Source organism: Variovorax sp. V116, from assembly GCF_041154435.1.
Classification (GTDB): domain Bacteria; phylum Pseudomonadota; class Gammaproteobacteria; order Burkholderiales; family Burkholderiaceae_C; genus Variovorax; species Variovorax paradoxus.
Genome location: NZ_AP028661.1, coordinates 1438367 through 1450810 on the forward strand (window position 1 = coordinate 1438367; position 12444 = coordinate 1450810).

Annotated in this window: 11 protein-coding genes; 10 read left to right on the forward strand and 1 reads right to left on the reverse strand. The window is 68.7% G+C overall.

Translation table 11 applies throughout. The features are described from left to right. Positions 1–8: 8 nt before the first annotated feature. Complete coding sequence (locus ACAM58_RS06680; RefSeq protein WP_062362953.1) at positions 9–2888, reverse strand: valine--tRNA ligase; 2880 nt, start codon at positions 2886–2888, stop codon at positions 9–11. Positions 2889–2995: 107 nt separating this feature from the next. Between ACAM58_RS06680 and yaaA the strand changes: the two genes are divergently transcribed. The 10 genes from yaaA to ACAM58_RS06730 all read left to right on the forward strand — a co-directional run bounded on the left by yaaA (position 2996) and on the right by ACAM58_RS06730 (position 12443). Then, on the forward strand, positions 2996–3778 hold the full coding sequence (gene yaaA / locus ACAM58_RS06685; protein WP_062362950.1) for a peroxide stress protein YaaA: 783 nt from the start codon (positions 2996–2998) through the stop codon (positions 3776–3778). Between the two features lies 1 nt (position 3779). Next, entirely contained in the window at positions 3780–4619 is an 840-nt protein-coding gene (locus ACAM58_RS06690) for a 2OG-Fe(II) oxygenase (RefSeq protein ID WP_062362946.1), read from the forward strand. A 17-nt stretch (positions 4620–4636) separates the two neighbouring features. Then, positions 4637–5536, forward strand: coding sequence for an alpha/beta fold hydrolase (locus tag ACAM58_RS06695; RefSeq protein ID WP_062362943.1), 900 nt, complete (start codon positions 4637–4639; stop codon positions 5534–5536). Next, positions 5533–6411, forward strand: a complete 879-nt coding sequence (gene queF / locus ACAM58_RS06700) for an NADPH-dependent 7-cyano-7-deazaguanine reductase QueF (protein ID WP_062362940.1) — start codon at positions 5533–5535, stop codon at positions 6409–6411. Before ACAM58_RS06695 ends, queF begins: the two co-directional genes overlap by 4 nt. A 118-nt stretch (positions 6412–6529) precedes the next feature. Then, a complete protein-coding gene (locus tag ACAM58_RS06705) occupies positions 6530–7435 on the forward strand; it encodes an SDR family NAD(P)-dependent oxidoreductase (RefSeq protein ID WP_012746452.1) in 906 nt (301 codons plus the stop codon). Positions 7436–7531: 96 nt separating this feature from the next. Then, positions 7532–8422, forward strand: coding sequence for a LysR substrate-binding domain-containing protein (locus ACAM58_RS06710; protein WP_062362937.1), 891 nt, complete (start codon positions 7532–7534; stop codon positions 8420–8422). 19 nt (positions 8423–8441) lie between these two features. Continuing rightward, entirely contained in the window at positions 8442–9329 is an 888-nt protein-coding gene (locus ACAM58_RS06715) for a LysR family transcriptional regulator (RefSeq protein WP_062362934.1), read from the forward strand. 110 nt (positions 9330–9439) lie between these two features. Further along, the gene (locus tag ACAM58_RS06720; RefSeq protein ID WP_062362931.1) at positions 9440–10594 is read left to right on the forward strand and encodes a mandelate racemase/muconate lactonizing enzyme family protein; all 1155 of its coding nucleotides are present in this window, start codon (positions 9440–9442) and stop codon (positions 10592–10594) included. 133 nt (positions 10595–10727) lie between these two features. Next, positions 10728–11735: a tripartite tricarboxylate transporter substrate-binding protein gene (locus ACAM58_RS06725; RefSeq protein ID WP_259347634.1), complete on the forward strand. Its 1008-nt coding sequence runs from the start codon at positions 10728–10730 to the stop codon at positions 11733–11735. After that, a complete protein-coding gene (locus tag ACAM58_RS06730) occupies positions 11736–12443 on the forward strand; it encodes an aspartate/glutamate racemase family protein (protein ID WP_062362927.1) in 708 nt (235 codons plus the stop codon). Position 12444: the final 1 nt, after the last annotated feature.

The window sequence follows — 12444 nt, forward strand, 5'->3', positions numbered from 1 at the left end:
CGCGTGTGTCAGCCGAGACGCACAAGCTGGTCGCGAAGACGCTCCAACATGGTGCTGAAATCGGCCAGGCGCTTGCGCTCCTGCTCGATCACGGCCGGCGGTGCCTTGGCCACGAAGGCTTCATTGCCGAGCTTGCCGTTCACCTTGAGGATCTCGCCCTCGATGCGGGCAATTTCCTTGCCGATGCGCGCGCGCTCGGCGGCCTTGTCGATCTCCATGTGCAGGCACAGGCGCGCCGTGCCGACCACGGCCACGGGCGCCGCTTCGGCCGCCGCCGACCAGGAAGCCTCGTCGTCGAAGACCTTCACTTCCTTGAGCTTGGCCAGTGCCTGCAGCACCGGCGCCGCGTCGCGCAGGAAGGCCGCGCCCTCGGCATCGTCGGCCACCGCATAGAGCGGCAGGCGCACCGCGGGCGACACGTTCATTTCGCCGCGCAGCGTGCGGCAGGCATCGACCAGCGCCTTCAGGCGCGCCACATGCGCTTCGGCTGCTTCGTCGATCTTCCCGGGCTGGCTTTGGGGGTAGGCCGCGACCATGATCGATTCGCCCTCGCGTCCGGCGACGGGCGCCACCTTCTGCCAGAGCTCCTCGGTGATGAACGGAATCACCGGGTGCGCGAGGCGCAGCAAGGCCTCGAGCGTGCGGATCAGCGTGCGGCGCGTGGCGCGCTTTTGCGCATCGTCGCCGGTCTGGATCTGCACCTTGGCGATCTCCAGGTACCAGTCGCAGAACTCGTCCCAGGCGAACTGGTAGATGGCGTTGGCCACGTTGTCGAGCCGGTATTCCTCGAAGCCCTTGGCCACTTCGGCCTCGACGCGCTGCAGCTGCGATGCGATCCAGAAATCGGCGCGGCTGAACTTCAGGTAGCCGTGCGCCGGGCCGCCGACCGCGCATTCTTCCTTCGTGTGCTCGCGCAGGCCGCAGTCCTGCCCCTCGCAGTTCATCAGCACGAAGCGCGTGGCGTTCCAGAGCTTGTTGCAGAAGTTGCGGTAGCCCTCGCAGCGCTTGCTGTCGAAGTTGATGCTGCGGCCGAGCGAGGCCAGCGACGCGAAGGTGAAGCGCAGCGCATCGGCGCCGAAGGCCGGAATGCCATCGGGAAATTCCTTCTGCGTGTTCTTGCGCACGGCAGGCGCGGTCTCGGGCTTGCGCAGGCCCTGCGTGCGCTTGTCGAGCAGTTCGGGCAGCGCGATGCCGTCGATCAGGTCGACCGGGTCGAGCACGTTGCCTTCGGACTTGCTCATCTTCTTGCCCTGTGCGTCGCGCACCAGGCCGTGGATGTAGACGTCCTTGAACGGCACCTTGCCGGTGAAGTGCTTGGTCATCATGATCATCCGGGCGACCCAGAAGAAGATGATGTCGTAGCCCGTCACGAGCACCGTGGAGGGCAGGTACAGCGCGAGGTCCTCGGTCTTCTCGGGCCAGCCGAGCGAGGAGAAGGGCACCAGCGCGGACGAATACCAGGTGTCGAGCACGTCCTCGTCGCGGCGAAGCGTCTTGCCCGGGGCCTTGGCCTGCGCCTCGGCCTCGTCATGCGCCACGTACACCTTGCCGTCCTCGTCGTACCAGGCCGGGATCTGGTGGCCCCACCAGAGCTGGCGCGAGATGGTCCAGTCCTGGATGTTCTCCATCCAGTGGTTGTAGGTGTTGACCCAGTTCTCGGGCACGAAGCGCACCTCGCCGGTCTTCACCACGTCGATGGCCTTCTGCGCGATCGAGGTGCCGTCGGCGCCCGGACGCGTCATGGCCACGTACCACTGGTCGGTGAGCATCGGCTCGACGATGGCGCCGGAGCGCGCGCAGCGCGGCACCATGAGCTTGTGCTTCTTCACCTCGACCAGGAGGCCGAGCGCATCGAGGTCGGCCACGATGGCCTTGCGCGCCACGAAGCGGTCCATGCCGCGGTACTTCTCGGGCGCGTTGTCGTTGATGGTGGCGTCCAGCGCGAGGATGCCGATCAGCTCGAGCTTGTGGCGCTGGCCGACCGCGTAGTCGTTGTAGTCGTGCGCGGGCGTGACCTTGACCACGCCGGTGCCGAATTCCTTGTCGACGTAGTCGTCGGCAATGATCGGAATCAGCCGGTCCACCAGCGGCAGCCGCACCTGCTTGCCGATCAGCGGCCGGTAGCGCTCGTCCTCGGGGTGGACCATCACGGCCGTGTCGCCGAGCATGGTCTCGGGCCGCGTGGTGGCCACCGTGAGCGTGCCGCTGCCGTCTGCCAGCGGATAGGCGATGTGCCAGAGCGAGCCGTCTTCCTCTTCGCTCTCCACTTCGAGGTCGCTCACCGAGGTCTTGAGCACCGGGTCCCAGTTGCCCAGCCGCTTGCCGCGGTAGATCAGGCCTTCTTCATAGAGCGAGACGAAGGTCTGCGTGACCACCTTGGACAGGTCGTCATCCATCGTGAAGTATTCGCGGCTCCAGTCGACCGTGTCGCCCATGCGGCGCATCTGCTCGGTGATGGTGTTGCCCGACTTTTCCTTCCATTCCCACACGCGTGCCACGAAGTTCTTGCGGCCGAGGTCGTGGCGGCTGATCTTCTGTTCCTGCAGCTGGCGCTCCACCACGATCTGCGTCGCGATGCCCGCATGGTCGGTGCCCGGCACCCACAGCGTGTTGTCGCCCTTCATGCGGTGGTAGCGCGCCAGGCTGTCCATGATGGTCTGGTTGAACGCATGGCCCATGTGCAGCGTGCCTGTCACGTTGGGCGGCGGCAGCTGGATGGCGAAGGAATCGGCGCCCTTCTTGGGCGCCTGCGTGCCGCGAAAGCCCGCCTTGGCGTAGCCGCGCTTCTCCCACTCGGGGGCCCAGTGCGCCTCGATGGCGGCGGGTTCGAACGACTTGGAGAGGCTCTCCAGTCCAGGCTGGGCGGAAGGGGTGGTGGGTTCGCTCATGGGAAATGCAGAAGCGGCGCCTTCGGGGGTGCCGTGGGGACAAGATGGGATAGCCGGCGATTTTACCGGGGCCGCCCCGGGGCAGGCCCACCCCACATAATTCCGGGATGCTCTTCCTGCTCTCCCCTGCGAAATCGCTTGACTACGACACCCCCGTTCCCACCGAAGTCCCCGCCACCCAACCCCATTTCGAAGCCCCCCGCGGCCCCTCGGCCGAACTGATCAAGCTGCTGCGCGAGAAGTCGCCGCAGCAGATCTCCGAACTCATGCACCTGTCGGACAAGCTCTCCGCGCTGAACGTGGCGCGCTACCAGGCCTGGTCCGGCAAGAGCACGCCGAAGAATGCGCGCCAGGCCGCCTTCGCGTTCGATGGCGACGTCTACGGCGGGCTCGATGCGCGCTCGCTCACGCCCGCGCAGCTGGCCTGGGCGCAGGAGCACGTTTGCATCCTGAGCGGCCTCTACGGCCTGCTGCGTCCGCTCGACCTGCTGCAGCCCTACCGGCTGGAGATGGGCACGCCGCTTGCCAATCGGCACGGCAAGGACCTGTATGCCTTCTGGGGCGCGCGCATTGCGGAGCACCTGAACCAGCGCCTGGCGGCGGACCGCACGCCCGTGGTGGTCAATGTGGCCTCGCAGGAGTACTTCAGGTCGGTGGACCGGAAGGCGCTCAAGGCGCGCGTGGTCGAATGCGTGTTCGAGGAGTGGAAGGGCGACCGCTACAAGATCGTGAGCTTCTACGCCAAGCGCGCCCGCGGCCTGCTCGCGCGCTGGGCGGTGCTGCACAAGGCCGCCACGCCCAAGGCGCTGGAAAAATTCGATCTCGAGGGTTATGGTTTCGATGCCACGGCGTCGACGGCCGAAAGGCTGGTGTTCAGAAGGAAGACTTGATATGTCGCAACCGATCAGTCCGGAGCTCCGGGAATGGCTGGTGTCGCAGCTCGCGGCGGGGCATTCGGTGCCTGCGCTGCGGGCCTCGATGCGCGCGGCCGGCTGGCAGGACGCGGCCACCGACCTGGCGCTGGCGCAGCTCGAGGCCGGCTTTCCCCACGTGGAGGTGGCCAGGCCGCGGCGCACCGAGATGCCCGGTCCCGACCTCGAAGGCGCGCCGCTGTACATCGACGCGGGCGACCGCCGCGTGCAGGTGCTGCAGACCATGCGGCATCCGCGCGTCGTCGTGTTCGGCAACCTGTTGTCGCCCGAGGAGTGCGAAGGGCTGATTGCCGCCGCGCGGGTGCGGCTGGCGCGCTCGCTCACGGTCGAGACGCGCACCGGCGGCGAGGTGCTCAACGTCGACCGCACCAGCGAGGGCATGTTCTTCGAGCGCGGCGAGAACGACATCGTCGCGCGCCTCGAGCAGCGCATTGCCGCGCTGCTGCGCTGGCCGGTGGAGTTTGGCGAAGGCCTGCAGATCCTGCGCTATGCGCCCGGCGCCCAGTACCGGCCGCACTACGACTACTTCGACCCCGGCGAGCCCGGCACGCCCACCATCCTCAAGCGCGGCGGCCAGCGCGTGGCCACGCTCGTGATGTACCTGCAGGAGCCCGATCAGGGCGGCGCCACCACCTTCCCCGACGTAGGCCTGGAAGTGGCGCCCGTGCGCGGCACCGGCGTGTTCTTCAGCTACGAGGATCCCGACCCCGCCACCCGCACGCTGCATGGCGGCGCGCCCGTGCTCGCGGGCGAGAAGTGGGTCGCCACCAAGTGGTTGCGCGAACGCGAATTCAAATAAACAGACACGGGAGCGCCATGAAGCTGCTGGCCAACGGATTGCAGATCGAGGTCGACGACACCGGCGGCGAAGGCCGCCCGGTGGCCCTGCTCATCATGGGCCTGGGCATGCAGCTGGTCGGCTGGCCGCAGGACTTCGTGCAGGCGCTGGTCGATGCGGGCTTTCGCGTGGTGCGCCACGACAACCGCGACATCGGCCTGAGCCAGGGCTTCGACCATGCGGGCACCGGCAACATCGTGTGGGAGAGCATTCGACAGAAGCTGGGCCTGCAGGTCCGATCGGCCTACACCTTGCAGGACATGGCGCGCGATTCGCTGGGCGTGCTCGACGCATTGGGCATCAAGCAGGCGCACGTCATCGGCGCCTCGATGGGCGGCATGATCGCGCAGCACCTGGCCGCCGAAGCGCCCGAGCGCGTGGCCAGCCTCGTGAGCATCATGAGCTCCAGCGGCGCGCGCGGCCTGCCCGGACCGCGCAGCGACGTGGCCGCCATGCTGCTGCGCCGGCCGCTGGGCGGCGGCGAGGCCGAGCTGGTGGCGCACAGCATCCGGCTGCTCAGGCTCATCCAGAGCCCCGCCTATCCGCAAAGCACCGAGGCGCTGGCAGAGCGCCTCACCTTCAGCATGCGCCGCGCCTACCGCCCGGCCGGCATGTTCCGCCAGATGCTCGCCATTGGCGCCGATGCGCGCCGCCCCGAAGTGCTGCCGCGCATCAAGTGCCCGACGCTGGTGCTGCACGGCGAAGCCGATGCGCTGGTGCCGATGGCCTGCGGCCTGGATACCGCCAAGCGCATTCCGGGCGCAAAGTTCGTCAGCATTCCCGGCATGGGCCACGACCTGCCGCCCGAGGTCTGCGCGATCCTCGCCCACCACATCGCGCCGTTCCTGCATGCGGCCGAAGAACACCACAAGCCATGAGCCTCGACAACATCCCCCCCGCCAACCCCAACACGCCCGAGCAGTCGCAGCTGGGCCGCGCCTCGGCCTATGCCGACAGGTACGACCCCTCGCTGCTCTTTCCGATTGCGCGCAGCACCCAGCGCGAAGCCATGGGCATCGCCGCCGGCGCGCTGCCCTTCTTCGGCGCCGATCTCTGGACCGCCTTCGAGGTGAGCTGGCTCAACCTGCGCGGCAAGCCGCAGCTGGCCATCGCGCACTTCACCATCCCCTGCGAAACGCCCAACATCATCGAGAGCAAGTCGTTCAAGCTGTATCTCAACAGCTTCAACAGCAGCGCCTTCGCGAGCGTCGAGGCGGTGCGAGACCGCCTGCGCGCCGACCTGTCCGAGGCGCTCTGGCGCGGCAGCGACCAATCGGCCGGCATCGGCGTGAAGCTGCTGGCACCCGACATGTTCGACCGCGAGCCGGTGCACGAACTCGACGGCCTGGACCTCGACCGGCTCGACATCGAGTGCACCCACTACCAGCCCGCGCCCGAACTGCTGTCCAGCGACAGCACCCAGCCGCCGGTGAACGAGACGCTCACGAGCCGCCTGCTCAAGAGCAACTGCCTCGTCACCGGCCAGCCCGACTGGGGCAGCGTGCAGATCCGCTACAGCGGCCCGGCCATCGACCAGGCCGGCCTGCTCGCATACATCGTGAGCTTTCGCAACCACAACGAGTTCCACGAACCCTGCGTGGAGCGCATGTTCACCGACATCTGGCGCCGCTGCCAGCCCAACAAGCTCGCCGTGTATGCGCGCTACACGCGGCGCGGCGGGCTCGACATCAATCCGTTCCGCACCAGCTGGCCGCAGGCGCTGCCGCCGAACATCCGCACCGCGCGGCAATAAGGGAGGGGCAAGGGCGCCGCCGAAGCCCCTCTTCGGAAATCCGGAACCCGCAGCGCGGCCCCTGTGGCATTCTGGAACTGCCCGCGACACTGCGGGCGGCTATCCGGAGCAGACACACATGGTTGAAGGAAAAGTAGTCGTCGTCACCGGCGCGGGCGGCGGCATCGGGCGCGACATCGCGCTGGCCATGGCGAGCCATGGCGCCAAGGTGGTGGTGAACGACATCGGCGCGGCCCTTGATGGTGCGGGCGGCAGCGCCGGCCCCGCGCAGCAGGTGGTCGACGAGATCCGCGCTGCGGGCGGCCAGGCCGTGCCCAACACCGACAGCGTGGCCGATGCGGCCAGCGCGGCGCGCATCGTCGAGTGCGCGGTCGAGAGCTTCGGGCGCATCGATGCGGTGGTCAACAACGCCGGCATCCTGCGCGACCGGTTCTTCCACAAGATGTCGGTCGACGAGTGGGACGCCGTGCTCAAGGTGCACCTGTACGGCGCCTACTACGTGAGCCGCGCGGCCGCCACGCACTTCAAGGAGCAGAACTCGGGCGCGATGGTGCACATGACCTCGACCTCGGGCCTCATCGGCAACTACGGCCAGGCCAACTATGCGGCGGCCAAGCTCGGCATCGTGGCACTGTCGAAGTCGATCGCGCTCGACATGCTCAAGTTCAACGTGCGCTCCAACTGCATCGCACCGTTTGCATGGAGCCGCATGATCGGCGCCATTCCCACCGACACCGACGAGCAGCGCGCCCGCGTCGACAAGATCAAGCAGATGACGCCCGCCAAGGTGGCGCCGCTCGCGGTGTACCTGGCAAGCGATGCGGCCGGCGCGGTCAACGGCCAGATCTTCTCGGTGCGCAACAACGAGATCTCGCTCATCAGCCAGCCGCGGCCGGTGCGCTCCATCCATCGCTCCGAGGGCTGGACCCCGCAGAGCATTGCCGAGCACGCCATGCCGGCCATGCGCGCGAGCTTCCATCCGCTGGACCGCTCGGCCGACGTGTTCAGCTGGGACCCGGTCTGAGCGGGGCCCGCTCCTGAGGTCAAACCCTGAGGCCGGCGCGCGCGGCGCCATTCGCCGGACAATGCACGCTTCCTTTCTTTCTGGCGCGCTTGTCCGGTGAACCTGCATTTCGACCTGTTCGACCTGAAACTGTTCGTCTACGTGGCGGACGCGCGCAGCCTCACGCGCGGCGCCGAGAAGGCCTGCATCTCGCTGGCGGCCGCCTCCACCCGCATCAAGCAGATGGAAGAGGCCGTGGGCGGCAAGCTGCTGCACCGAAGTGCGCAGGGCGTGAGCCTCACGGCGGCAGGGCAGGCGGTGCTCTACCACGCCAAGCGCGTGATGCAGCAGATGGAGCACCTGCGCTGCGACATGCAGGATTTCGGCAAGGGCATCAAGGGCCATGTGCGCGTGTTCGCCAACACCACCTCCATCACCGAATACCTGCCGCAGAAGCTGGCCGGCTTTCTCACGCAGCATCCGGCGGTGCAGGTGGACCTGCGCGAATACCTGAGCGAGGAGATCGTGCGCGCCGTGGCCGACGGCGAGGCCGACATCGGCATCCTGGCCGGCGACGTGCACACCGGCGAACTCGACGCGCGCCCCTTCGGCCGCAACCAGCTGGTGCTGGTGGTGCCCGCTGCGCACCACCTGGCGGGTGCGGCCTCGGTGGCCTTTGCCGACACGCTCGACGAGCAGCACGTGGGCCTGCACCACGGCAGCGCCATCCACCGCTTCCTGCAGCGCCGGGCCGAGCTGGCCGGCCGCGGCTTCAACCCGCGCATCCAGGTCAGCAGCTTCGAGGCGATCTGCCTGATGATCGAGGCGGGCGTGGGGGTGGGCGTGCTGCCGGCCTCGTCGGCGCAGCGGCTGTCGATGGCGATGCGCATCGCGACCGTGGCGCTCAGCGATGCCTGGGCCGAGCGCGAGCTCAAGCTCATCGCACGCAGCCGCGAGCAGCTGCCGGCCTCGGCGCGCGAGCTGTTCGACCACCTCGTTGCGCCCTGAAGAAGAAGGCGCGCAGGCCATGTCCGCCGACCTGAAGTCGCTGCGCCTGTTCGTGACCGTGGCCGACCACGGCAGCATCAGCGAAGGCGCCAAGCGCTGCCACATCGCGCTCGCGGCCGCGAGCAAGCGCATCTCCGACCTGGAAGCCCGCGCGCGGCTGCCGCTGCTGGTGCGCCATGCGCGCGGCGTGACGCTCACTTCGGCCGGCCACGGCCTGCTGCTGCATGCGCGCGCCGTGCTCTCGGCCATGGACCGGCTCGGCGCCGAGCTCGACGACTTCCAGAACGGCGTGGCGGGCGTGGTCAGCATCACGGCCAACGCGTCCACCATCGCGCAGTTCCTGCCCGCGCAGATCGGCTCCTTCCTGCGGCTGCATCCGGTGCTCAAGATCGACCTGCAGGAGCGCGCCAGCACCGAGGTCGTGAAGGCCGTGCAGGCCGGCCTGGCGGACATCGGCGTGATCGAGGGCAACACGCCCGCCGACATGCTCGAATGCCTGCCCTACCGCAGCGACGAACTGGCCGTGGTGGTGGCGCGCGACCATCCGCTGGCCCGCCGCAAGCGCATCGGCGTGGAGGAGGTGCTGCGGCACGACCATATCGTGGTGCGCGAAGGCACGGCGCTGCACCGCGTGCTGCTGAACGCGGCGCTGGAGGCGCAGCTGCCGCTCAAGGTGCGCATGCAGGTGGGCAGCTTCGACATGGTGTGCCGCATGGTGGAGCAGGGCGTGGGCATCGGCGTGCTGCCTTATGCGGCCATCCTGCCGCAGCTGCAGATACTGAAGCTGCGCTGCCTCAAGCTCGATGCGCCGTGGGCGGTGCGCCGCCACCTGCTGTGCGTGCGGCGGCAGCAGGACCTGACCGCGGCCGCGCGCTCGGTGCTGGAGCATCTCGGCCGGCCGGACTGAGCCCCGAGCCTTCGCGCGGCGCGAAGCCTCGCGCCCGCCAAAAACGAATTGTTCTCCGCGGCCTGCGCACCAAGAATCGTGCAGCCGAAGCAAAGCAACAGGAGACGTTCTTGAAGATCATCCGCGTCAGCGCCACGCCGCTGAACATTCCCGTCACCATCGATGTGCTGGGGCTCAACCAGCAGACCTCGCTGTCGCTCTGCCTGACCGAGATCGAGACCGACACCGGCCTTGTCGGCCATGGCATGACGGCCATCACCGAAGAAGAAATCATTGCCGCTGCCGTGCGCGAGGTGGCCGGCCCGGCATTGATCGGCGAAGACCCGATGGCCACCGAGCGCCTGTGGGACAAGCTCTACTGGCTGCTCTCGCCGCGCGGCCAGACCGGCTATGCGAGCCACGCCATCGCCGCGCTCGACATCGCGCTGTGGGACCTGAAGGCCAGGGCGCTCGGCCAGCCGCTGTGGCGCCTGCTGGGCGGTGCGCGCTCCAAGGTGCCGGTCTATGCGACCTTCGGCTTCGGCTTCTTCGAGCGCGACCAGCTCGCCGCCGCCGCCAAGCTCTGGGTCTCGCAGGGTTTCCGGCGCCTGAAGATGACGGTCGGTGGCCATGCGCTCGCGCGGCGCGACGAGCCGCGGCCCATCGACGAGGTCATTGCCGAGGACGTGCGCCGCGTGGCGGCCGTGCGCGAGGCGGTCGGTCCTGATGTGAAGCTGTACGTCGACGCCAACTGCGGCCTCGACCTGTTCCACGCCACCGAACTCGCGCGCCGCATCGAGCCCTACGGCATCAGCTTCTTCGAGGAGCCGCTCACGCAGAACGACGTGCGGCAGATGGCCCAGCTGCGCGCGCGCACCAGCATTCCGCTGGCCTGCGGGCAGAACGAAGGGCTGGCCTTCCGCTTCCGCGACCTGCTGGTGAACCAGGCGGCCGACGTGCTGCAGCCCAACGTGACCATCTCGGGCGGCTATTCGCAGTGCCTGAAGATCGCGGGCATGGCCGCGGCCTTCAACGTGCCGATCGACAACGGCGGTGCCTGGCCCTTCCACAACATGCACCTGCATGCGGGCGTGTCGAACGGCGGCATGGCCGAATACCACTACGTGGCCGTGCAGATGCTCAAGCAGGTCTTCGACGGCCTGCCGGTGCCGCAGGACGGCTGGCTGCAGCTGCCCGAGACGCCGGGCCTGGGCTTCGCGCCCAATGCGGATCGCGTGCGCGAGCTTGCGAAGCTGCCGACTTCGCGCGGCAAGGGCAAAGCATAAAAATGGACGCTCCCCGAAGCGCCTTGGGCGCTTCCCCCCACTGGGGGCGCACCCGGCGGCCCGGCAAAGCCGGTTCCGCGGGTGCACTTGAACGAGCCGCGCAGACGGCCGCTGATCGATGACCATTGGAGACATGATGAAAGCCAGAGAGATTGCTCGCCCTGCACGCCGCCAGGCGCTGCGTGCCGCCATGGCCCTGGGCCTTGCGGGTGCGCTCGCCGCGCCCGCCGCCTGGGCCCAGAAGTACCCCGACAAGCCGATCCGCCTCGTGGTCGGCTATTCGGCCGGCGGCGGCGTCGATGCGGTCGCGCGCCTGCTCGGCACGCGCCTGTCGGCGGTGCTCGGCCAGCAGGTGATGGTCGACAACCGCACCGGCGCCACCGGCATGATCGCCGCCGAATACGTCGCCAAGTCGGCGCCGGACGGCTACACGCTGATGATGGGCGACAGCGCGCTGCTGGCCGCCAAGCTGCTGCAGCCGAAGGCGCCGGTCGATCCGCTCACCAGCTTCAGGCCCGTCGCGGGCGCCTTCGTCTCGCCGCTGATGATCGTCACAGGCAACGACTTCCCGGCCAGGACGCCGGCCGAATTCGTGAAGGAGATCAAGGCCCGGCCGGGACACTATTCCTACGCCACCTCGGGCGTGGGCACGGTGCACCACCTGGGCTTCGAGATGCTCAAGCAGACCAGCGGCAGCAGGGTGGTGCACGTGCCCTACCGCGGCGCCGCGCAGATCGTGCCCGACGTGGTCGGCGGGCAGGTGCCCATCGGCGTGGTCAGCGCCACGGCCGGCATGGCGCAGGCCAAGGCCGGCAAGCTGCGCGCGATCGCACTGATGAACACCGCGCGGCTCGAAGGCGCCGAGAGCGTGCCGCCGCTGGCCGATGCGCTGCCGGGCTTCGACGTGGCGCCGCGCATCTTCGTGCTCGCGCCCGCCGGCACGCCCGACGAGATCGTCGACAGGCTCTCGGCCGCGGTGAAGACCGTGCTCGACACGCCCGACGCCGGCGCCGCGGCAGCCGCGCAAGGCACGCTGCGCGCCTACGCCACGCCGGCGCAGCTCGGCAAGGACATGGCGGAGGAGACGAAGCGCTGGCAGCGCATCATTGCCGAGCAGAACATCGTGGCGGAGGGCAAGTAGATGGCGCGGCCGCACCTGGGCCTGATCGTGCCGCCGGCCGCCGGCGCGGTGCCGGTGGACGGCCCGCTGCTCTACGGCGAGCGCATCCGCTTTTCAGCAAGAGGCTTGGGACTCGGCGAAATCTCGACCCGCGGCTACACCGAAGTGATCGACTCGGTCGTCGACAAAGCGCTGGAACTCAAGGCGGAGGGCGCCAGCGCCGTCTCCCTCATGGGCACGTCGCTGAGCTTCTTCCGCGGCGTCGCCTTCACGCGTCAACTCCAGCGCGAGATGGAACAGGCGACGGACCTGCCTTGCACGACGATGAGCGACGCCATCATCGCGGGCCTGCATCACCTGAAGGTTCGGCGCGTGGCCGTCGCCACCGCCTACATCGACGAGGTCAACACGCAGCTGCGAACCTATCTCGAACAGAGCGACTTCGAACCGCTGGCGCTCGAAGGCCTCGCCATCTCCGATGTGCAGGCCGTGGGCCAGGTGCCGACCGAGGTGCTGGTCGACCTGTGCCTCAAGGTGTTCGAGGACCAGCCCGGCGCCGATGGCCTCCTCATCTCGTGCGGGGGCCTCGTCACGCTCGATGCCGTGCGCGAGGTCGAGGCGCGCCTGCAGGTGCCCGTGGTGTCCAGTTCGCCCGCGGGCTTCTGGGACCTCGTGCGCACCGCCGGGCTCGATGCGCGCTCGCCGGGGCAGGGCCGATTGTTCGCCTGAA

What these genes read in the sequence shown, in the direction of transcription:
- ACAM58_RS06680 (WP_062362953.1), bottom strand. Translation starts at nt 2,888, where the DNA reads ATGAGCGAACCCACCACCCCTTCCGCCCAGCCTGGACTGGAGAGCCTC.
- yaaA (WP_062362950.1), top strand. Translation starts at nt 2,996, where the DNA reads ATGCTCTTCCTGCTCTCCCCTGCGAAATCGCTTGACTACGACACCCCC.
- ACAM58_RS06690 (WP_062362946.1), top strand. Translation starts at nt 3,780, where the DNA reads ATGTCGCAACCGATCAGTCCGGAGCTCCGGGAATGGCTGGTGTCGCAG.
- ACAM58_RS06695 (WP_062362943.1), top strand. Translation starts at nt 4,637, where the DNA reads ATGAAGCTGCTGGCCAACGGATTGCAGATCGAGGTCGACGACACCGGC.
- queF (WP_062362940.1), top strand. Translation starts at nt 5,533, where the DNA reads ATGAGCCTCGACAACATCCCCCCCGCCAACCCCAACACGCCCGAGCAG.
- ACAM58_RS06705 (WP_012746452.1), top strand. Translation starts at nt 6,530, where the DNA reads ATGGTTGAAGGAAAAGTAGTCGTCGTCACCGGCGCGGGCGGCGGCATC.
- ACAM58_RS06715 (WP_062362934.1), top strand. Translation starts at nt 8,442, where the DNA reads ATGTCCGCCGACCTGAAGTCGCTGCGCCTGTTCGTGACCGTGGCCGAC.
- ACAM58_RS06725 (WP_259347634.1), top strand. Translation starts at nt 10,728, where the DNA reads ATGATGAAAGCCAGAGAGATTGCTCGCCCTGCACGCCGCCAGGCGCTG.
- ACAM58_RS06730 (WP_062362927.1), top strand. Translation starts at nt 11,736, where the DNA reads ATGGCGCGGCCGCACCTGGGCCTGATCGTGCCGCCGGCCGCCGGCGCG.